This window comes from uncultured Eudoraea sp. (assembly GCF_947258925.1).
Taxonomy (GTDB): domain Bacteria; phylum Bacteroidota; class Bacteroidia; order Flavobacteriales; family Flavobacteriaceae; genus Eudoraea.
In genome coordinates this window covers 1-22,166 of record NZ_CAMYKG010000048.1, presented here as the reverse complement: position 1 = coordinate 22,166, position 22,166 = coordinate 1, and the positions used below count along the sequence as shown (strand labels likewise).

The following is a 22,166-nucleotide window of genomic DNA, read 5'->3' as shown; positions in this document are numbered from 1 at the left end:
TAAGCTTGGTTTTTTGTTGCGCGCTGGGGGCGTAGCTGCCAATGACGAAATCGTTCACCTTTTTTTAGTTGATAAATGTAGGATTAATCTTTATTTGATGCAATGATGTGCGCTGAATTATAGCATCGATGAAAAAGCAGTAAGTCGAGTATCTTTAATTTATAGCAAAATTCTTAAAGATATGAACACTCAAATTACTGCATTACCGAAGTTATACATTGGCATCGACATTCACAAACGAAGTTGGAAAGTTCATTGTTCAACTGATCTGTTCTGTGGCAAGTCCTTTAGTATGCCCCCGGACCCCGAACAATTGTTGAAATACGTCACAAAACATTTCCCGGGCCACGAAGTAAGTGTGGCCTACGAGGCAGGTTGCTGTGGCTATCATGCCCACCGCTGTTTCGAGGGCTACGGTTGGCGTTCCTTGGTGGTCAACCCTGCTGATATCCATCGCAAGGGCAAGGAGAAGCATACCAAGACCGATAAGATCGATGCTCAACTGATCAGTAGGGAACTGAAAGATGGCCGTTTGGAGAGTATAGTGGTTCCTGATATCGAAAGAGAGGAACTCCGCAGTCTATTCAGAAGACGCAACGATTTGGTGAAAGATTTCAGAAGGGTCAAGAGTTACATCAAGATGCAATTGTTGTATTTCGGCATCAAGGAACCCGAAGAGTTCGATAACGATCATTGGAGCCACAAGTACCGCAGTTGGTTGGACGCTATGGTTTTCAAGCATCCCACGGCGAAGTTGACCTTGGAAAGCCGGATGCGTTTTTTTCGATTCGTAGACCAAGAGCTTCGCGATGTCTCTACACAACTTAGAAGATACTGCAAGGTGCATTATAAGAAAGATTATATGTTACTGAGAAGTATACCTGGTATCGGGGGAATCGTTGCCTGTGGCATACTATGTGAACTGGGAGATTTGAGACGTTTCAATAGTGTGAAGCATTTGGCAGGCTACGTAGGTCTTGCCCCAGGGGTACATCAAAGTGGAAACAACTATAAAGTAATGGGTATCACACCAAGGGCACATCGTTTGATACGGAGTTATTTCGTGGAGGCCGCCTGGCAGGCGATACGTGCCGACCCTGTGATGCAGGCGTACTATCGCAAGCATTTGGGGAAGAACGTCAAGAGCATCATCATCAAAGTGGCAAGAAAGCTTTTGAGCAGGACCTTGGCGGTAATAAAAACAGAAGTCCCGTATACCGTAGGAGTTATAGAATAATCAAAAAACGAAAAAGTACAACCATAACAAAGCTCACAAATTGACAGGCCCGTATCACAAAACAACGTGGGTGATCCGCCGGCTGGCGGAATCACATTTTTATAGCAAGTGACCTGGCTTATTATAACTTATGATCATACAGATGCTGGTGACCACGCCCAGGGCGTGGATCACACATAGGATGCGGAGCAAGTTATATTAAAAAGAAAAAAAGGTGGTTTAAAGCAAAAAAGAAAATATTATTTAACTTTAGAGAACTGGACTAGGGCTTTTCATAGGATACATTGTTGTGCATAGTTTATTCTTATTCCTTCTTTTTCTGTTCAATAAAAAGTTCTATTGATTTGTCTACTGATTTTGACAAAATTTCCAGTTTTTTATCTTCATCAATCAATGTGTTGACAAATGTTTTTACAATCGTATTTAATACTAATCCAGGATTATCCTTGAAAATATAGTGTCCACTTCCATAGGCTATAATTCCAGTTCGATTCGGTTCTTCATTTACAAAATCATCATGTGTTCTAATTAGTAATTCCCATTCATCATCCGTATGGTGTCTTTTTATAGGGGAAACTATATCGATTGCCGGAACAGTTTCAGGATATTTAGTTTTCCACATTAATCGAACGGTATTTGCGAAATTTACTCCCAAATAATACATTCCTAAATGTTTGCTCTTCATTTCTTGAACAGAATTATCTTGTTCAGCTTTGACAAGTATTTCCTCGGTATATTGCCCAGCAAGATTGGCATCGACTCTTACATTATATTTAACTTTTTCATGATTCCTCACAGAAAATAATGTTGTATAGAACCCTCCATATGAATGAGAAACAAGAATTACATCTCCAAAATATTCCAGTTTTTTCAATCCAGTTTCAAGTTCAATTATTCCGTTAAGAATTCCGAATTGGTCATCTGATTTATAATATGGATTTAATTCACTTTTGCCAAATCCAGACCTGTCATAAGATATTACAGTTGTTCCAGTTACTTCATGTACATGTTTTAAAATTGCATCCCAAACTGAACCATCATCACCAGCACCTGATTCAAATAGAATAGGTGTTCCTTTACCTTCCATTATTTTAAAATGCATGTTATATCCACCAATATCAACTAATGTGTCTAACGCAACCTCTTGGGCATACGATAATGAAAAAATTAGTATTGAAAAGAAAACTAAAATTTGCTTCATAGATGAGATTCTAAAATTATGCACAACGTGTTATATGTGCACTAATATACCTTATTATCACAAAAACTTTCCGGATAAGTATACCTTTTTTGGCTTTTTATCAGTTTGTAATAATCCCAGGACGGCTTCATCCAGTGGACTTCGGATTTGTAAGAGATCCTTTTGGGCTACATGAGTATATATCATAGTAGTCTCCGGTTTTGAATGCCCTAATAATTCCTGAACATACCGCAAACCAACCCCGTTCTCAATAAGATGGGTTGCATAAGAATGCCTCAGCGTGTGCGGGGTAACATGTTTTGTAATACCGGCCATTTTGCAAGACCTCCTAAGAAACTTGCGGACACTGCTGGCACTATAACGATGGCCATTAGGGTTCTCAATAAAATAATATCCCGGCTTGTAGGTGTTAAGATAATTCTTTAAAAGGGGTATAAAACTCTGCGCCATTACTACATACCGGTCTTTTCGTCCCTTGGAATTCCTAATTAGGATTTGACTTCTTTCTATGTCAAGAGCAGATAGTTTTAATTCCAAAAGTTCACTGATGCGTAAACCAGCCGAATATAATAAAGCGATGGCAGTTCTGTGTTTTAAATTAGCAGTTACTTGTAGTAACCGTATAATTTCAGGATAACTCAACACAGTAGGTAGCCTCCTGTCCTTATGGGGCCTTTTTAGTTCAAGCTGGTCAATCTCCGTTTCTTCAAACCTGTTCGCAAAGTGCTTAATGGCACTTACCATTTGACGATGTGAGCTAATACCATACGCCTTCTTTTTAACCATAGTTTCCGTAAATCTTTGTACATCGCTGTTTCGGACTGTCCGTAATTCCCTTTTTTTGATGTATATTAAAAAATCTATAATAAAATTAGAATAGACATTAATGGTACTATTGCTTAGTCTAAGGCCTTCCAAATAGGATATATACGAATTGTAGTACCTTTTGTTCCGCCCAGTTAGCAATTCTTGTTTGCCATTACGCTTTTGTTTTATGTCGGGTTTTCTCGGGTTTTTGGAAAATTTCACTTTCGAGTAATCCACATAGTAGCCCTTGGCCCTGAAATAAGCGAAAAGTTCATTTACTAAATGATTGGTGTAAGGAAGCAGAGTGCTGCCATCTGGTTCATTTTTTTGAGCTCCTTTAAATTCTTCAGCTAGCAGGTTTGCCGTTATCAGGGGATCACTTTGTACCTTAAGCCAATGACGACCACTAATTCGGATTGAAATAAGTAAGACTGTTTTCATTTGTGCTGAGATGGCATGCTTTAAAAGTAAAGAGATACACTGCACGATAATTGCATAATCAGATCTGGTGTGAGACAAAATTTTTTGTACAATTGCTTTTTGTATTTTTATTCAAAGTTTTCTTTATGTCAACCTCTGAGGAGCCAACCACCGAACAATGCAAAAACTGCGAAAAGGCCTTTGAGTCTTCCTTCGATTTCTGCCCTTACTGTGGCCAGGAAGTGGCAGATAAACTTACTTTTGGCATCTTGTTCAGTAAAACCATAGAAGATTATTTCTCTATAGATGCCAGATTCTTCAGGAGTTTCGGTACCCTTATGATAAAACCCGGCGTACTCGCACGGCGCTTTGTAGATGGGAAACGTCTTAAATATTTACATCCTGCGCAATTCTATCTTTTTATTTCGGTTATTTTCTTTTTTATGTTTTCGTTTACAATCCGAAAGGCAGATCAGGAAGTATCCAAGGCTATTGAAAAAGGTTTTGAATCCGAAATCACGATAGATTCCATTCCTATTAACCGAGATTCACTGGGAATGGCAGAAGCCAAAAAAGTTCTTGAAAAAAACCAAAAATATATAGGGCTGTCAGAAAAAGAATTAGCCGAATTAGATTCTGTCATGGTTGTAAATCCGGAAGTAAGTAATATCTCCTTTGGGTTTAAACGAGATACCCTGGACTCACTTATCGCCTCTGGTGCATCACAAAGAAAAAAACTAAAGGCTATGGGCATGAAAGAAGATGCGGATATGTTTACAAGAAAGCTATATGTGCAAATGTTGAAGTTCTATGAACAAAGGGGGGGAGGTATCCTTCAGAGTTTCTACGATACCATACCGGTTGCTATGTTTTTACTATTACCTTTCTTTGCGCTGTTTCTAAAGTTGTTTTATTGGAAACGTGGCACCTTTGCACACCATATGGTATTCAGTTTTTATTTTTTCACTTTTATCTTTACCTCTTTTTGTATAATTATATTGGCAAATATGATTGTGGAGGTTCCATTCTGGATTGAGTTGGTTATCTCTTTATCGTTTGTCATATACCTGATACTGGCATTGCGTAATTTTTACAAGAGTTCATGGATAGGGGCCATTGTAAAAGCCTATATCATCTCTTTTTTCTATATGCTTATAATACTACCCGTGGCAGCAGCAGGAGTTGTTTTGGCGTCTTTTATGCTTTACTGATTTTAGACCTGAGAAGGCTAATTGGCCATAAATAGGGCATTTGCAAAAAAGAGCTTTCCGCTTTCCCAGAACCCCCTGAACAAGGGGTTGTCTACCATATAAACTACCTGCCCTTTGCCGTGTTTCTCTACTCCGAAAACAAGGCTTTTTGATAATTTTTTCTGCGCTTCACTACCGGCAAACCCGGCCACGGGAACCGTATCATTGGAAATATAAACCACAGTACCACTTGCCAGATAATCATAGCTGTTTCTTCCCAGTTTAAGGCTAAAATAGGTATCGTCGTAGCCAAAAGCCAGGGGATGGGTAGCATCTACTTTTGTTTTAAAGATAGCACCGGTAATATCGTTTTTCATCCGTTCCCTTTGTGCATTCTCATAAGGCTCCACTAAATTTTCGGAGCTGTCTTTTTCAACTTCCCGTGCAACTACACTAAATCCGTCCTCACCATCCAGGGAACTTATCGCTTTCCCCATGGCAATAAGCCTTCCGCCATTGCTTACCCATTCTTTAAGCTTTTCCAGCATGTCTCCATCAATAAATGATTCATAACCATTACCTCCGGGAAGAATCAACACCTCATAGTTGGAAAGGTCTACCCTGTTGAAATAATTTTCGTGAAGCACTGTTAACGGATAGTGCAACTGTTGCTCAAAAAAGTGCCAAATCTCACCAAAACGCAGGGTAGATGTTGGTCCTCCGGCTAGAATCGCAGCCTTCGTTGGAGGTACCATTTTTACATGTCCGGACCCAAAATCTTTTCCTTTATCAACAAAACCGGTGCTAACGGCGATGAGTGTCTGGTGATATCTTACTGCAGCCTCTTCCAGGATTTTGGTAAAATCCTTTCTATGCTCATTATCACCCTGTGTAATGATCAGCGTGCCCCGGTCATAACTTTTTCCTTCCAGGCTAAATGGTTTTTGAGCCTGACGTACTCGTACCTTATTTTGAAGTAATTCAGCAAGGAAACGGGCATCATCCATTCCGTTCCAATCGGTTAGGAAAGCGTAAGTACTTTCGCTTAAAGCCATTTTTTTTAAAGTTGTTTCTTGTTGCGAATTCCCGCGGATTAAACCCTCTGAAGCAATAGCATCTAATCCATAGGCATAGGGCAAGGACCATGCAGTAATATCATAGGTAAGGGAATCACTGAGTTTAGCGTTGGGTTCAAAGAGTACTTTCGCTAAGGTACCACGGGTTTGATCCGTGGAAATTATCAGACTTTCTGCATTGGTCTTCAAACTACCTGTTTTGCCTGTTTTATAATTAAACCCTTTTACAGTGGCACCTGTTCCATAACTATACGATAACTGATGTTGATCCAAAAGTTGGGTCAAAGCCTTTATTTGGTCTTCATTCCCGTTAAGGACAAAACTTTTGTATTTGTAATTTTTGGGTCTGTAGAACTTTTGAAATTCCTCATTTAGTTTAGCCACATTGCCGGCTGCAACTTCAACGGTTGAAATTCCGGTTGTATAATGATGCGCAATCCGGTCTTTTAAGGTTAGGGTGTCCCCATTGGAGGTAATTACTGCCAATCCCGCTCTGCCACTGCCACCTTGTTCATAAGTCATGCCTATTGCGCCATTGTAAGTGGGGTAGGTATCACCGTAACTGGGGTAGAAAAGGTCAAAACGTTCTTTTGTGAAGTAAAACCACCCGTTCGCATCAAAATATTTAGCATGGTTCTTTCCAATGGTTGACTGAAAATCCCTCTGAAAATCGGTGATAACTTCATGAAACGGTTCTGCCGCAGGGGCAAAATAATAAGGAGAATCCATGCTCTGCTCATGAAAATCTACATGAATATGGGGCAACCATTTATTATAATAAGGAAGTCTTTGCCGGCTCTCTGCCTGCGTGAGCCAGGCCCAGTCGCGGTTTAAATCAAACATATAATGATTGCTGCGTCCGCTCCACCAGCCTTCGTTGTGCTCTAAACTCTCCGGATTTAACTGATTGGGGGTATTTTTATACTGATTGTACCAGTTTACATAGCGGTCCCGTCCATCTGGATTTATGCAGGGATCAATAATTACGATGGTATTTTCCAGATAGTCCCGTTTGCGGGTTAATAATTCATAAATGGTTTGCATAGAAGCCTCTGTGCTCACACTTTCATTCCCATGTACATTATAACTTAGCCAGACAATAGCTTTATCAGAAGAGCCCGTTCCACTAGTGCTTTTTAAATGTTCTTCCCGGATGGCTTCAATATTGCTCATATTGGCAGCCGATGAAATATAAGCCAGTAAAAGCGGCCTTTGTTCATTGGTTTTTCCGTATTCGTGCAGTTGCATTCTATCACTAGCCACTTCGGAAAGGTATTGGTAGTAGTCTACTACCCTATGGTGGCGTGTAAATTGGGTGCCCAGTTCATAGCCCAGGAATTCTGAGGGCGATTTTGCATCTTAACGTATTTTTGGGAAGAGTAAAACCCGAGAATTTTATCTTTGATCGGATTTTAATAGTTTCTATGGAAGTAGCCTGCATACCATTTAAAAAAACCGGATATTTTTCTTCGCTTATTTCCGACTATTTGGATGAAAACAAGAAACTAAAACCATTTTATAACAGGTTTCCGAAAATTGAGGAATTTAAGGCACAAATTGAGGAGAAATCTGCTACATATCCATCCGCACACAGGCAACAACTAAAACAGCAACTCCAGGTACAATACGAAGGTGTAAAGGCATCAAAAGCAACACTATCCAATATTTCAGATTTAGAACAGGGTACTACCTTTACGGTGGTTACAGGGCATCAGCTTAATATTTTTACGGGTCCCTTGTATTTTTTATATAAAATAATCAGTACCATAAACCTGGCAAAAGCCTTGAAAACAGCGTATCCCAAAAATAATTTTGTTCCGGTATACTGGATGGCGACCGAAGATCATGATTTTGACGAGATAAACTATTTTAATCTTCATAATAAAAAACTTCAGTGGAACCGTCAAGACGGGGGCGCTGTAGGTAGAATGAGTACCGAAGGACTCGAGGCTGTATTTACTGCCTTTTCAAAAGAAGTGGGCCATACCGCATATGCGAATGACTTAATTGATCTTTTTAAAAAGTCCTATCTGGAGCATAATTCACTTACAGATGCAACCAGGTACCTGGCAAATGCCCTTTTTGGAGAATTTGGTTTGGTTATTATTGATGGTGATGATCCTGAATTAAAAAAACTGTTCGTTCCTTATATAAAGAAAGATATCCTTGAAAACCTGTCGTATAAAAAGGTGAATGAGACCATTGATGCCTTGCAATCTGTGTCTCCTGCATACAATATACAGGTAAACCCAAGGGAGATCAATCACTTTTATCTAATGGATGGTATGCGGGAAAGGCTATTGGAGAAAGAAGGCGTTTATTATGTGAATAATACCGATATAAAATATACCAGGGATGAAATACTTCATGAACTGGAAACCCATCCCGAAAGATTTTCGCCCAACGTAGTATCCAGACCGCTTTACCAGGAGGTGGTTCTTCCTAACCTTTGTTATATAGGCGGGGGAGGGGAACTGGCTTATTGGCTGGAACTTAAATCCTCTTTTGATGCGATGAAAGTGCCATTTCCCATCTTATTATTGCGTAATTCGGCCCTCCTCATATCCGAAAAGGAAAATAAGAAAATACAGAATTTAGGGCTCAAACCGCAAGACTTGTTCCTTAAACAAAATAGTCTGATCAATAAGAAAATTCGTGAAATTTCCAATATCGATATTGATTTCTCCAGTCAAAAAGAGCATCTGATTCATCAGTTTGAAGCACTTTACAAACTGGCAGAAGAAACGGACAAATCTTTTCTGGGTGCTGTAAAGGCCCAGGAAGTAAAACAACTAAACGGTCTCAACCATCTTGAGAAAAGATTATTAAAAGCCCAGAAAAGAAAGCTTAGAGACCAGGTGATTAGACTAACCGCTATTCAGAATCAATTATTCCCCAATCAATCCTTACAAGAGCGGACTTTGAATTTCTCCGAGCTCTATTTGGAGATGGGAAACAGCCTTATCCCTTTTTTAATTGATTCATTACATCCCTTAAACCACGAATTTTTGGTGATAAAATACTAGGTCAAATAATGGCATAGATTTCTTTTCCATAGTACTTTTGACAAAAACCAGTCTCATGCATAATGTAGATATAGAATTGGTGGAAATGACCCTGGATGTCATGAAATATGCCATCAACAGAATAACCAATCAATCCCCGGAATTAGGATCACCCAGGAAGGAAGAAGAATTAAAAGAGCGGGTAGGGGAGACCATAACACCGCTGGGTATAGGAGGAGAAAAAGCGTTTCGTCTTTTTCGTGATGTCTTAATAAAGGCAACAGTGCCGATAGATCATCCGAGGCACCTTGCCTTTGTGCCTGCGGCTCCTACCAGGGCAGCGGTTATGTTCGACCTCGTTACATCGGCTTCCAGTATTCACGGGGCCTACTGGATGGAAGGTGCAGGGGGCATATTTTGCGAGAATGAGGCTATGCGTTGGCTCGTAAAGCTTACGGGGATGCCTGAAGGGGCTTTTGGTGTTTTTACCAGCGGTGGAACAGCTGCAAATTTATCGGCAATGGTAACCGCCAGGGAGTACTTTCGAAAGAAAAAAGAAAATCAGAATAAGAAAGGCTGTATCATTACATCCGCCGGGGCTCATTCTTCCATAAAGGCCATGGCCAAAGTAATTGATGCTGATGTTTTGCTGGTGGAAACAGATGATTTGATGACTGCTGAAGCCCTGGAAGAAAAAATTTCTTCACTGGATAAAAATACTGCAGAAAGGGTTTTTGCTGTTGTTGCTACCGGCGGCACAACCAATGCGGGAATTGTTGATGATCTCGATGGGATTGCAAATATTTGTAAAGACCACAACCTTTGGTTTCACGTAGATGCAGCATATGGCGGTGGCGCACTGGCGGCAGATTCGGTCAGGCATTTATTTAATGGGATAGAAAAGGCCGACAGTATCACTATAGATCCGCATAAATGGTTGTTTTCTCCATATGATTGTGGCGCTATTATCTACAAAGAACCTGAATTAGCCAGAACAGCACATTCACAGGAAGGCTCTTACCTGGATATCATTAAAGATCCGGGGGCACAAGGTTTTAATCCTGCTAATTATCAAATACAATTAACCCGGAGATTACGGGGGTTGCCTTTGTGGTATTCCATTGCTACACACGGGACTGATAAATACAAATGGGCTGTGGAAAGAGGCATTGCATTGGCTGTTTTAGCCGGCGAATTAATTTCAGCTAGTCCGGATTTGGAATTAATCAGGCCTCCAAGCCTTTCCTGTGTCCTCTTTAGGCGCAAAGGCTGGACCCCGGATGACTATACCAACTGGACATATAAAAACCACCGTGAAGGCCTGGCTTTGGTAACTCCAAGTAAATGGAAAACAAAGGAAGGTTTTGAAACAGTGGCCCGTTTCTGTTTTATTAATCCCGATACCACGGAAGAGGATATCCAGGTAATATTGGATACCATGAAATAATGAAATAAGCTTACATGGTTTAAGGAACAAGGTATTCCCCGCTCCAAAGTTCTTGACGTTTGGAAAATCGAACCCTTTGATGCTCCGGTCGCTGTAATTTTAAATATTCAACCTTAAATGGTGTAATTTCTACTACGCAGAAGTGATTCTCTTCTTTTAGATATTCAATAACTCCTGAATCTTCAAGCGGGGTTCCCGGCGCAAGGGCAGTGGTATAATCCTTACGGGCATTTTCCGGAATGTCATTATCATAAGTTTCTGCTATAGCCTTTCCTTTAATTACCGTTGCAAGGCCTTCAATTTTTAATTGCAGGAGTTTTTCGGGATTATAAAATAATAACCCCACCTTACTATTTTCCTTTATATGAATAATTTTTTTTGATCGTAAATCGGTATAAAAATAAAGTTTAAGTTCATCGGAGACCTTTCTTAAAACAACCGTTCTTTGCCTTGTTACACGATCTAGACCTACCGTGCCCAGGGTAAAGTACCGGAAGGGATGCGATTTCTCTGTACTCCCTTTTATTAATTCTTCCTTTAAAATTTTGAAAATCTGATCTGTTTTTTCCATGGGTTTCATCTATATAAAGATAAAAAAATAAAAAATTAGGTAGGGTATTTTTAGAGAAGATTGTTATATATATAAATTGCTATGAAAAAGCTTTTTTTTTATAAATAAAATTGTGTCATAAAAATTCATGTGTTTAGGTTGGTTTTTGATTAGAAAAGCCCTGGCGATCGACGCCGGGGCTTTTTCTTTTAGATTATTACCGGACCTGAGATCATTGAGCTTTTTATTTCACCTTATACTCAAGGCGCATGGTAATTGAAGCAGTTTTCTTCTTAGATGAGGTATTGTATGCACCGCCCCAACTGTAATCCTCATCAGAATTTTGGCCTGTAATTTGAAAAACGCCCATTCTGGCAGAAATTAGATCACCTAAGGTTCCTCCGGAATTCTCTGCAATCTTTTCAGCTCTGATACGCGCATCTTCCGTAGCTTTTGAAATCATTTTAATCTTTAGATCGGACAATTTGGTATAATAATAACGTGGAGGTGAAGAATACAATTGAACCCCTTTGTTTAAAAGCTCGGTAATCTCACGGGATACGTTTTCTACGAGCGACACATCATTAGATTCTATTTGAACGGTTTGGGAGAGTTCGTACCCTCTGAAAACAGAACCTACAAAATTACCGTTGTCATATCTGTTATCGCGCTGCTCCAGGGTCTGAACAGAATTAAAAATTATGTTTTCCGGAGAGATCCCCTTAGACTCCAGATAAGCTCTCACTATTTCCTTGTCACTATTTACTTGTTCAAAAGCGGTTTTCAGATCCGAATTGAACGCCACAAAACGCCCTTCCCACACTATAAGGTCCGACGTAAAGTTTTCATTGCCCAGCCCCGTTATTGCTATTAACTGAGTGGGATTTGATCTTTTTACATAAGCATTGCCCAAAAAATAGGCCGCGATCACTATGGCTACTCCAAATATTATGGCGTTTAGATGTTTCATTTGTACAGCGTTAATAAAGATGTTATAAATATACCTAAAACTTGCTTTTCAAAATCCCTTGAATTACTATTTTTGCCCATGCAAAATAACGTCCTCATTTTAGATTTTGGTTCCCAATATACCCAACTCATTGCGAGACGGGTTAGGGAATTGAATATTTTCTGCGAAATTAAACCATACAATAAGCTGCCTGAAGACCTGTCTTCCTATAAGGCGGTTATCCTTTCCGGTTCCCCTTTTTCTGTGAGGGCCGAGGATGCACCACATCCGGACTTATCCCGGATACAAGGAAAGATAGCCTTGCTGGCTATTTGTTATGGCGCACAATACCTGGCCCATTTTGGTGGTGGTAATGTAGCTCCTTCCAATACCCGTGAATATGGAAGGGCAAGGCTTACATCTATTGATGCGGAAGAACCTTTTTTCTACGAAATCAGGGAAAATTCTCAGGTGTGGATGAGCCACAGCGACACTATTAAAGAACTACCTGACAACGCAGTTAGACTGGCAAGTACAAGTGATGTGCTAAACGCAGCCTTTAAAATAGAAGGAGAAATTACCTATGGCATCCAATTTCACCCTGAAGTATACCATACGAAACAGGGAAAACTTATTTTGGAAAACTTTTTGGTACATATTGCAGGATTACAGCAAACATGGACCCCGGATGCATTCGTTGAAACCACGGTGGCAGAATTGAAGAAAAAAATAGGCAGTGAAAAAGTTATCCTTGGATTATCTGGCGGTGTAGATTCTACCGTTGCGGCCGTTTTATTGCATAAGGCCATAGGAGAACACCTGCATTGTATTTTTGTAAATAACGGATTGCTGAGGAAAAATGAATTTCAGGAAGTGCTAGATCAATATGAGCATATGGGCCTTAATGTTAAAGGAGTTGACGCTTCGGCACGTTTTTTGAATGCACTGGCAGGGGAAGATGATCCTGAAAAGAAAAGGAAAATTATTGGAGGTGTTTTTATTGATGTTTTTGATGATGAATCGCATAAAGTTGAAGATGCCAAATGGCTTGCACAGGGGACTATATATCCCGATGTGATTGAGTCGGTATCGGCAACCGGAGGACCTTCGGCTACTATTAAAAGTCATCATAATGTAGGAGGATTGCCCGATTTTATGAAACTTAAAGTGGTTGAGCCTCTGAAAATGTTATTTAAAGATGAAGTGAGAAGAGTAGGGGCCACACTGGGAATAGAAGATGAACGTTTGGGGAGGCACCCTTTTCCGGGACCAGGCCTGGCAATAAGAATATTAGGGGATGTTACTGAAGAAAAAGTGAATATTTTGCAGGAAGTAGATGCTATTTTTATTAACGGTTTAAAGGAATGGGGACTTTATAATGAGGTCTGGCAGGCCGGAGCCATGCTTTTACCCGTAAATAGTGTAGGGGTTATGGGAGATGAACGGACTTATGAAAAATGTGTAGCTTTGAGGGCAGTCGAAAGTACAGATGGTATGACGGCAGATTGGGTAAATTTACCCTATGAATTTTTGCAGAAAACCTCCAATGATATAATAAATAAAGTTCCCGGCGTTAATAGAGTAGTGTACGATATTTCTTCCAAACCCCCGGCAACAATAGAATGGGAATAAAACCTACAAACATGTCAATAAGATTTTTAATTACAGCGATTGCAATTCTACTGTTTTCATGTCATGCCATGGCGCAACAGTTTAGCTCTCATGCGGTTAAAGTTGGTGAAACAGTTTATAGTATTGCCAGGCAATACAAGGTAAAACCCGCCGATATCCTAAAGTATAATAAGGAAATCGCAGAAGGCGACGTACTCCAACCAAATACCATACTCGTTATTCCCTTAGGTGCCAGACAGGAAAGTGAGAGGGATTCAATTGCTTTGAAGCTTCAACAGGAAAAAGAAGCACAGGAAAAACCGCTTGGGTTCATTACCCATAAGGTCAGGAAAAGGGAAACTATTTTTAGTATTGGCCAGAAGTATGATGTTTCTGAAGAAGATATTAAACGTTATAACAGCAAATTATACGCCACCCAATTAAAAAAAGGGATGCGCTTAAAAATTCCCAGATTCCCGGAAATTGAAGTTCAACAGGATAGTATTGAACTTGTTGATTATGAAACCTATAAAGTACTTCCAAAGGAAACAAGATGGAGTATTGCTAATAAATATGGGATTACAATAGATAGCCTTCTTGCCTTAAATCCGGAATTATCGGTAACTACAAACTATCTGGCGGAAGGACAAGAGCTGAAGCTTCCCAAGCTAGCAGGCAGTAGCCTGGAGGATCAAAATGTGCAATTGTATATTTCTTATACGGTTCCGCCAAAAAAGACATTATATAGCCTCTCACAGGAGTATAAAATCAGTTCGCAGGACATTGTTCGCCTTAACCCTGAAATAGGGGAACGCGGAGGGTTAAAGGAAGGAATGGTAATTAGGTTACCGGAAATGAAAAGTGATGAAAATGAGGTAAATACCGAGAATTTCATTTTTTATGAGGTTAAACCCAAACAAACAGTTTACTCCTTAACAAGGAATTTAGGAATTGATTATAAGGAATTGCTGCAACTCAATCCGGATCTTGCCACGGGGCTAAAGGCCGGAATGGTCCTAAAACTTCCCAAAGGGCAAAAGGGAGACTTTGAAGTGAAAAATTCGTTGATTCTTGATAAGATTAACCTTTTGGATAGTATTAATTCTCTTAACAAACCAAAACTGATTTACCTGCTGCCTTTTCGAACGGATAAATTAGACCTTAATGATATTGAAAGCGCTGCAGACGCAATTTCAAGAAGTAATGCTATAAGTTATAGCCTTGGTTTGTATAGTGGTGCCATGGTTGCACTTGATTCTATTTCGGAACTCGGAATTTCCGTCGATGTAAAAACATTTGATACCCAATTGGATCCTGACAAAACAAGACAACTTATTCAACAGGAAAATTTGGAAGGTGTGAGTGCCATAATAGGACCATTGCAGTTAAATTCCCTGAAAGAAGTGGCGATCAAAGCTGCTAATGCCCGGGTACCGGTTATTGCGCCTCTGGCTTCAACAAGTGATTTTGAACTCGAAAATGTTTTCTTTTCAATTCCGTCCGATCAGATATTGCGCGAACGTATGCTCGGTTTTATAAAAGATTCAATAACAAACGAGAATATTATAGTTATTACGGATGCAAAGAATAAACCTATAGGCGAAAAGATAATAGAAGAATTTCCTTTGGCTAAATCCGTTGATCTTCAGGAAGATGAAGAGAATATCTCTTTAGATTTGGAGGTATTTGCCAGTCAGCTTTCTCTTGAAGCGAAGAATTGGGTATTTGTGGAGACCGATAATTTTAAAGTGGTATCAAGTGTGAGTTCTATTCTTAATTCTGCTAATTCGGATAGTACCATAGTACGAATGTTTACTACCAATAAGAATAAGGCGTTTGAAAATGATGTTATTTCCGGTGCGCATTTGTCTAACCTGAATTTTACGTATCCTTCGGTATATAAAGAAACTAATAACAATGCTTTCGTAAGAAGGTACAGAAGGCAATTTGGAGCAGATCCGGATCGTTATGCAGTGCGCGGTTTTGACCTTACCTTCGACCTGCTTTTAAAGTTGGCCTATAAACTTAATTTATTTGAGGCTTCAAATATCATTGGTCGTACCGAGTATTGCGGGAATAAATTTGATTATGAAACCGAGCTTTCCTCAGGATATTACAATACGGCTTCCTATATAATGAAGTATCAGGATATGCGCATAACCCAGGTTAATCCGGAACCATGACATCAAAAGTCACATACATAGGTGAATTGCGTACCAGTAGTATTCACCTGCGCTCCGGTAATGAAATTATAACCGATGCACCTGTTGATAATAACGGACTGGGACAGGCATTTTCTCCAACAGATACGGTTGCAACAGGGTTGGCCAGTTGTATGCTTACCATGATGGGGATCAAGGCTCGGGATATGGATGTTGATCTTATAAATGCTGTAGCCGAAGTCACTAAGCATATGGCTGAAGCTCCAAGAAGGATATCCCGGATAGATATAGCGCTTCGTTTACCTTCCAATTGTACGGAAAAACAAAGAAAGATTCTGGAGCATACTGCCAGAACTTGTCCGGTACTATTAAGCCTTCATACGGATATTAAAAAACAAATTACATTTCATTGGGATCTCTGAAATTCATAGTCGTACTACTACTGCTAAGTTGCACAGGCTCAGCTTTTTCTCAGCAGGAAGAGGCTATACCCTGGGATCCAAATCTTAGGTTGCAATGGTCAGATTTCAAAGCCAAACCTATAGAAGGTTCCAAAGTTGCAGCAACTACTGCCAGTGGTTTGAGCTATGAGTTTTCCGCAGAGGAAAGTAACGGCAAAATTGAACTGGATTATACCGTGAACAGCTATTTTTATCCGAAGAAATCATGGTATAAGCCAAAAATATGTGACGATGTAATTCTTAGCCATGAGCAGTTGCATTTTGATATCTCCGAATTATTTGCCCGAAAAATGCGGCAAAAGATGGAGACTACCACATTTACGACAAATGTGAAGGCTGAGGTAAAAGCAATATATCGCCAAATAATTAAAGAACTTTCAGAATTCCAACAACTTTATGACAACGAGACTAATTACTCCCGCAATGTGGAGCAACAGTTGTCCTGGAATCGGGAAATACAAGAAGCCCTCGGAAAGTAAGAGGTTATATTCCGGTTTTTTAGTAGTAAAACTATACGTCGCAAATACTCACCCCTTGCTTTAATGCAGCTATAGGATCCTCCCAGGAAGGGATAAACTCCTGTGCTACATGACCCTTAAATCCGGTTTCCAGGATAGCTCTCATGATAGCCGGGTAATACAATTCCTGGGTTTCATCAATTTCATGTCTGCCCGGATTTCCACCGGTATGGTAATGACCAAAATAGTTATGATAATCCCTGATAGTTCTAATAACATCACCCTCCATAATTTGCATGTGGTAGATGTCGTATAAAAGTTTAAAATTGTCCGAGGCTAATTCTTTGCATAAAGCAACACCCCAATCCACATGATCACACATATAGTCCTTATGGTCTACTTTTGAGTTCAAAAGTTCCATCTGTATGACTACCCCATATTTTTCTGCCTGTGTCATTATTTGTTTTAACCCTTCTGCACAATTTTTGAGTCCGTCCTCATCCTTCATTCCATTGCGATTGCCACTAAAACAAATCAGGTTAGTGTAGCCGGCTTCTGCGACTTTTGGAATCATTTGCAGATAGTCTTTTATCAGTTCATCGTGTAGTTTGGGATCATTCCAGCCTTTTTCAATACCAAAGCCTGCACCCCAGCACATTGATGCATGTATTCCATACTTTTTCATTAGTGGCCAATCTTCAGGACCGGTTAGATCCATTGAGGTAATGCCCAATTCATTGAGGCTTTTAAGAAAATCTTCCATGGGTATCTTGCTATAACACCAGCGGCAAACACTATGGTTAATATTTCCTTTAAAATCACCGGAGACAATCTTTTTATTCTCCATGCCAAGGCCTTTATTGGAAACTAAGGCTACGGAAGCGGCTACAGAAGAGCCTATAAATGTTCTGCGTTTCATTTTATTTCATTTTCGTTGTTTTAAAGATAATTTATTTAGATTTAATAATGGAATTGTTTCCCGACAGGAAAAAGCTCATTGAACTCGCTTATTATAAGATGCCCTATGGTAAATATAAAGGCCGCTATTTGCTGGATTTGCCTGAGGCGTATTTAATCTGGTTTCAGAGAAATGGCTTCCCTGAAGGAAAACTTGGGGAGCAGATGAGGGCCATTCTTGAAGTTAAAATGAATGGATTGGAAGGGCTTATTAGAAAAATTAGGGAAGAATTTCCAAAGGATATCCAATAATTTCTAGTTGCATTTTGTACCTTTGAATCCCGTAACATAGAAGTGCAATATGCCAGATACAAAATATGTTTTCGTTACGGGGGGTGTTACCTCTTCACTGGGGAAGGGCATCATTGCGGCTTCCCTGGCCAAACTTCTTCAAGCCAGAGGTTATAAAACAACCATACAGAAATTAGATCCTTATATCAATGTGGATCCGGGTACCCTTAATCCATACGAACACGGTGAATGCTATGTTACCGATGATGGTGCAGAAACTGATTTGGACCTCGGGCACTACGAACGTTTTCTAAATGTAAAAACCTCCCAGGCCAATAATGTAACTACAGGCAGGATATACCAGAGTGTAATTGAGAAAGAACGAAGGGGTGAATTTTTAGGGAAAACAGTGCAGGTAGTGCCGCATATTACCAATGAAATTAAGGAACGTGTCCAAATACTTGGTAATAGTGGTGAATACGATATAATCATCACTGAAATCGGCGGGACCGTTGGGGATATAGAATCCCTTCCTTATATTGAAGCAGTTAGGCAATTACTTTGGGAGTTGGGCGACAATAATGGCATTGTAATACACCTTACCCTGGTCCCGTTCCTTTCGGCAGCGGGGGAATTAAAAACCAAACCCACGCAACATTCTGTCAAAACTTTAATGGAGAGTGGAATAAAGGCAGATATCCTGGTGTGCAGAACAGAGCATGAATTGTCTGATGATATTAAACAGAAATTGGCTTTATTCTGTAATGTGAAGAAAGAGGCCGTAATACAATCTATAGATGCGTCAACTATCTATGATGTTCCTGTGATGATGCAAGATGAAGGATTGGATACTGTGGCACTCCAAAAACTAAATTTACCCGATATTACTGCGCCAGATCTGGATCAATGGAATGAATTCCTGGACAGGCATAAGAATCCTAAATCAGAAGTTACCATAGGATTAATTGGTAAATATGTTGAGTTACAGGATTCCTATAAGTCCATTTTGGAATCGTTTATTCATGCAGGAGCTATAAATGAGGTAAAGGTGAATGTCAGATCTATTCACTCGGAACATATCACTGCCCAAAACTTTGAAGAAAAAATGAAGGGCTTGCAAGGTATTCTTGTGGCTCCCGGTTTTGGAGAACGGGGCATTGAAGGCAAAATAAAAGCTGTACGATATGCCAGGGAGAATAATATTCCTTTTTTAGGGATATGCCTTGGGATGCAAATGGCAGTTATTGAGTTTGCCAGGAATGTTCTAGGGTTAAAAGATGCCAATTCTACTGAAATGGACGGAGGCACAGATCATCCTGTTATTAGTTTAATGGAAGCTCAAAAGTCTGTAACCAATAAAGGGGGTACTATGCGCCTTGGTGCATGGGGCTGTGAGATTATTGAGGGTACTCTTGTACATAAAGTTTACCACGGGGCAACTTCTATTTCAGAGAGGCACCGGCATCGTTATGAATTTAACAATGACTATAAGGAAGCACTGGATAAGGCCGGTATGTTGGCCTCGGGGATAAATAAGGAAACCGGATTAGTGGAAATCATTGAATTACCTTCTCATCCATGGTTTATTGGGGTACAATATCACCCTGAATACAAAAGCACCGTGGCTAATCCTCATCCTCTTTTTGTAGGCTTTGTAAAGGCTGTTTTACTTCACAAAAGACAACAAACTAATGCCAGTTTGGCATAAACTGCACAATTGGATATATATTTGCAAACCCTTTGTGGCGATCTGTGTTTAGGTAAAAGAAAAATTAGTTACAGATAGGGTTATAAATAAAGTTAAATGGAAGAAAAGAAACTGGACATAAATTCCATCATAGGTTTTATACTAATTTTTGGGATTCTCATTTTTTGGTTTTATCAAAATCAACCTACACCGGAGGAGCTGGAGGCTCAAAAAGCGGAACGGGCTAAAGTGGAAACTCCGGTAATAGAGGAGGAGGAAGCAAAAGATACGCCACCCGTATTATCAGAAACAAAAATAGATCTGAAAGACTCAGTGGCGGTTGCAGATTACAAAAATGCTATAGGTGGTTTTGGTTATACAGCTGCAAGGGAAGGCACTACTATCCTGGAAAATGAGGTACTCTTTCTGGAAATAAGTAATAAAGGAGGCCAGATCGTCGAGGCCAGGATGAAGAATTTTGTCACTCACGATTCGGTGCCTATTTATTTGGTTAAAGACGGAAATGCAGCTTTCGGGATTAATTTTACAACAAGGGATAATCGGGTATTGGATTCGAAAGAACTGTTTTTTGAACCTTCAATCTCAAATAATGGTGATAATCAGGTGCTGTCCATGAAGGCAAAAGTTGCCTCAAATCAGTTTCTGGAATTTCGCTATGAAATGAAGCCAAATGAATACCTGGTAGATTATACGGTACGTTCTCAGGGATTAAGTGGTGTAATAAATGATGCTCAACCCATAAATCTTAATTGGAAACTCAGGGGCATCAGGCATAACAAAAGTATTCAGTATGAAAACAGGTACACCAGATTAACCTATATGCATGAAGAAGGAAAAGTAAGTAAATTGTCTGAAAGCAGCGATGATGAGGAGGTGGAGAATGGGGTTACCTGGCTTTCTTACAGGCAGCACTTTTTTAGTTCAATCCTTGCGACAAAGACACCATTTGAGACGGCAGACTTAAGTTCTAAAAACCTGGTGGAGGAGGAAAGCAAAGAAGCTCAATCAACAAAAGAATTTGCATCAGTTGTACCCCTGGAAATGCAGGGCGGTGAGCTTTCTTATAATATGAACTGGTATTACGGACCAACCGATATTGCGAACTTATCAAAATACAGTGAATTGGGACTTGCCGATTCAATTCCATACGGTTGGGGGATTTTTGGTTGGATAAACCGATATGTGTTCACCCCATTTTTCGGATTTTTAAGTTCTTTTTTACCACACGGAATAGCCATCATCGTAATGACAATTCTTGTAAGGCTGGCAATGTCTCCTGTCACCTACAAATCGTACTTATCTCAGGCCAAAATGAAGGTGTTAAAACCGGAAATTACAGAGCTTAATGAGAAGTACAAGGACAACGCTATGAAGAAACAACAGGAGACCATGAAGCTTTATAATAAGGCCGGAGTGAGTCCGATGAGTGGCTGTGTACCGGCAGTATTACAGCTGCCAATTTTTTATGCATTGTTTATGTTTTTCCCCACATCCTTCGCATTACGGCAAAAAGCTTTCTTGTGGGCAGATGATTTATCTTCGTACGATACCATCCTGGAATTACCTTTTACGATTCCATTTTATGGAGATCATGTAAGTTTGTTCCCAATATTGGCTTCTATAGCAATATTCTTTTATATGATGATGACCACCGGGCAGAATATGCAGACCCAACCGGGTATGCCCAATATGAAGTTCATCATGTACCTGTCTCCATTGTTAATGTTATTCTTCTTTAATAATTATGCGAGTGGATTAAGTTTGTATTACTTTGTTTCCAACCTTATTACCATCTTTATTATGCTGGCCATAAAGAAATTTATTCTGGATGAGGATAAAATACATGCCCAGATACAGGAGAATAAAAAGAAACCTAAAAAGGAAAATAAGTTTCAGCGTAAAATGAGGGAAATGATGGAGCAAGCTGAAGAACAAAAGAAAAACCGGTAGACATCCCTGACCAAAAAGAAAAAAGCCCTGACACTTGTGTCGGGGCTTCTAGCTTTAAGTAGGTTTAGTTTGATAAGATTTGGGACTCCAAAGATGTGCTTTAGTTTTCCGAAAAAAAAAGAATAGTTGTAAAGGCGCATTTTTTGTATGCTAACAGTTTCAAATTTGATGTCACAAATTTCTAATCTGAAATTCTGTCTTTTTTCCTACAAAAAAAACTCCCCGGATATTAAGGGGAGTTTTAAACAAGTAGTCCAATAATTAAACTACCAACCTAACAAAACAATACTGTTTAGTGACTTGGGGGATTTAAAATATCGATCACTTCCTGAGGTAAAAGGACTTTGTCAATAATATGTACTATTCCGTTACTGGCAACATTATCGGCTCCAATAACATTGGCATCTGTACCTGATTTATCCCTGATGTCCACACCATGATTAATTATGGCGAATAGAGATTCTCCCTGAACGGTGGGCAATTCCTGATGATTATAAAGCTCGCCTGAAGCTACTGCCGCACCTGCCACAACATGATAGGTAAGAACTTTGGCCAATAAGGCTTTTTCTTCATGGGTGTCAAAATCGTCAAGGCTGTGGTAATCATCGCCTAATGCATCCAATAAAGCTGCAAAAGCATCATTAGTCGGTGCGAATACCGTAAAAGGTCCATCGCCACTCAATACTTCAACCAAACCGGCATCGGCCTGTATCAAGGCATCAACCAAAAGGCTCAGGTCATCAACC

Annotated in this window: 17 protein-coding genes and 1 pseudogene; 11 read left to right on the top strand and 7 right to left on the bottom strand. The window is 39.8% G+C overall.

Going from position 1 to position 22,166, the window contains the following annotated elements:
* The first annotated feature begins 181 nt into the window (after window positions 1–181).
* Window positions 182–1,237, top strand: a complete 1,056-nt coding sequence (locus Q0X77_RS14145) for an IS110 family transposase (RefSeq protein ID WP_297798417.1) — start codon at window positions 182–184, stop codon at window positions 1,235–1,237.
* A 304-nt stretch (window positions 1,238–1,541) separates the two neighbouring features.
* Here Q0X77_RS14145 and Q0X77_RS14140 read toward each other — a convergent pair whose 3' ends face one another.
* Window positions 1,542–2,438 (bottom strand): alpha/beta fold hydrolase, encoded by an 897-nt coding sequence (locus Q0X77_RS14140; protein WP_297798415.1) that lies wholly within the window; start codon window positions 2,436–2,438, stop codon window positions 1,542–1,544.
* A gap of 57 nt (window positions 2,439–2,495) precedes the next feature.
* Window positions 2,496–3,686 carry a tyrosine-type recombinase/integrase gene (locus Q0X77_RS14135; protein WP_297798413.1) on the bottom strand — a complete coding sequence of 397 codons (1,191 nt, stop codon included), beginning with the start codon at window positions 3,684–3,686 and terminating at the stop codon, window positions 2,496–2,498.
* A 125-nt stretch (window positions 3,687–3,811) separates the two neighbouring features.
* On the opposite strand from Q0X77_RS14135, the gene Q0X77_RS14130 reads away from it, so the two are divergent.
* Complete coding sequence (locus tag Q0X77_RS14130) at window positions 3,812–4,876, top strand: DUF3667 domain-containing protein (RefSeq protein ID WP_297798411.1); 1,065 nt, start codon at window positions 3,812–3,814, stop codon at window positions 4,874–4,876.
* Between the two features lie 17 nt (window positions 4,877–4,893).
* Here Q0X77_RS14130 and Q0X77_RS14125 read toward each other — a convergent pair.
* Window positions 4,894–7,284: pseudogene (locus tag Q0X77_RS14125) on the bottom strand (M14 family metallopeptidase); the annotation flags it as partial.
* Between the two features lie 71 nt (window positions 7,285–7,355).
* On the opposite strand from Q0X77_RS14125, the gene bshC reads away from it, so the two are divergent.
* Both bshC and Q0X77_RS14115 read left to right on the top strand, forming a co-directional pair.
* Entirely contained in the window at window positions 7,356–8,957 is a 1,602-nt protein-coding gene (gene bshC / locus Q0X77_RS14120; protein WP_297798409.1) for a bacillithiol biosynthesis cysteine-adding enzyme BshC, read from the top strand.
* Between the two features lie 55 nt (window positions 8,958–9,012).
* Window positions 9,013–10,383 (top strand): aminotransferase class V-fold PLP-dependent enzyme, encoded by a 1,371-nt coding sequence (locus Q0X77_RS14115; RefSeq protein WP_297798407.1) that lies wholly within the window; start codon window positions 9,013–9,015, stop codon window positions 10,381–10,383.
* A 19-nt stretch (window positions 10,384–10,402) separates the two neighbouring features.
* Here Q0X77_RS14115 and Q0X77_RS14110 read toward each other — a convergent pair whose 3' ends face one another.
* Together Q0X77_RS14110 and Q0X77_RS14105 are read right to left on the bottom strand one after the other, a co-directional pair.
* On the bottom strand, window positions 10,403–10,954 hold the full coding sequence (locus Q0X77_RS14110) for a pyridoxamine 5'-phosphate oxidase family protein (RefSeq protein ID WP_297798405.1): 552 nt from the start codon (window positions 10,952–10,954) through the stop codon (window positions 10,403–10,405).
* A gap of 223 nt (window positions 10,955–11,177) precedes the next feature.
* Window positions 11,178–11,903: an SIMPL domain-containing protein gene (locus tag Q0X77_RS14105; protein ID WP_297798403.1), complete on the bottom strand. Its 726-nt coding sequence runs from the start codon at window positions 11,901–11,903 to the stop codon at window positions 11,178–11,180.
* 78 nt (window positions 11,904–11,981) lie between these two features.
* On the opposite strand from Q0X77_RS14105, the gene guaA reads away from it, so the two are divergent.
* Genes guaA through Q0X77_RS14085 form a run of 4 tightly spaced genes read left to right on the top strand, consistent with a single transcriptional unit; the run spans window position 11,982 to window position 16,595 of the window.
* On the top strand, window positions 11,982–13,514 hold the full coding sequence (guaA, locus tag Q0X77_RS14100; RefSeq protein WP_297798401.1) for a glutamine-hydrolyzing GMP synthase: 1,533 nt from the start codon (window positions 11,982–11,984) through the stop codon (window positions 13,512–13,514).
* An 11-nt stretch (window positions 13,515–13,525) separates the two neighbouring features.
* Entirely contained in the window at window positions 13,526–15,676 is a 2,151-nt protein-coding gene (locus Q0X77_RS14095; RefSeq protein ID WP_297798399.1) for a LysM peptidoglycan-binding domain-containing protein, read from the top strand.
* Complete coding sequence (locus tag Q0X77_RS14090; protein ID WP_297798396.1) at window positions 15,673–16,077, top strand: OsmC family protein; 405 nt, start codon at window positions 15,673–15,675, stop codon at window positions 16,075–16,077. Before Q0X77_RS14095 ends, Q0X77_RS14090 begins: the two co-directional genes overlap by 4 nt.
* Window positions 16,065–16,595 (top strand): DUF922 domain-containing protein, encoded by a 531-nt coding sequence (locus Q0X77_RS14085; RefSeq protein ID WP_297798394.1) that lies wholly within the window; start codon window positions 16,065–16,067, stop codon window positions 16,593–16,595. The genes Q0X77_RS14090 and Q0X77_RS14085 overlap by 13 nt, the downstream gene beginning before the upstream one ends.
* Window positions 16,596–16,626: 31 nt before the next feature.
* On the opposite strand, the gene Q0X77_RS14080 is transcribed toward Q0X77_RS14085, so the two are convergent.
* Window positions 16,627–17,493: a TIM barrel protein gene (locus Q0X77_RS14080; protein WP_297798392.1), complete on the bottom strand. Its 867-nt coding sequence runs from the start codon at window positions 17,491–17,493 to the stop codon at window positions 16,627–16,629.
* Window positions 17,494–17,540: 47 nt separating this feature from the next.
* Between Q0X77_RS14080 and Q0X77_RS14075 the strand changes: the two genes are divergently transcribed.
* The 3 genes from Q0X77_RS14075 (at window position 17,541) to yidC (ending at window position 21,420) form a co-directional block, all read left to right on the top strand.
* Entirely contained in the window at window positions 17,541–17,783 is a 243-nt protein-coding gene (locus Q0X77_RS14075; RefSeq protein WP_297798390.1) for a DUF3820 family protein, read from the top strand.
* Between the two features lie 49 nt (window positions 17,784–17,832).
* Complete coding sequence (locus Q0X77_RS14070) at window positions 17,833–19,470, top strand: CTP synthase (RefSeq protein ID WP_297798388.1); 1,638 nt, start codon at window positions 17,833–17,835, stop codon at window positions 19,468–19,470.
* 96 nt (window positions 19,471–19,566) lie between these two features.
* The gene (yidC, locus tag Q0X77_RS14065) at window positions 19,567–21,420 is read left to right on the top strand and encodes a membrane protein insertase YidC (RefSeq protein ID WP_297798386.1); all 1,854 of its coding nucleotides are present in this window, start codon (window positions 19,567–19,569) and stop codon (window positions 21,418–21,420) included.
* Window positions 21,421–21,712: 292 nt separating this feature from the next.
* Here the strand turns inward: yidC and Q0X77_RS14060 are convergent.
* The coding region (locus Q0X77_RS14060; protein WP_297798384.1) for a fasciclin domain-containing protein at window positions 21,713–22,166 on the bottom strand (454 nt) is incomplete at its 5' end.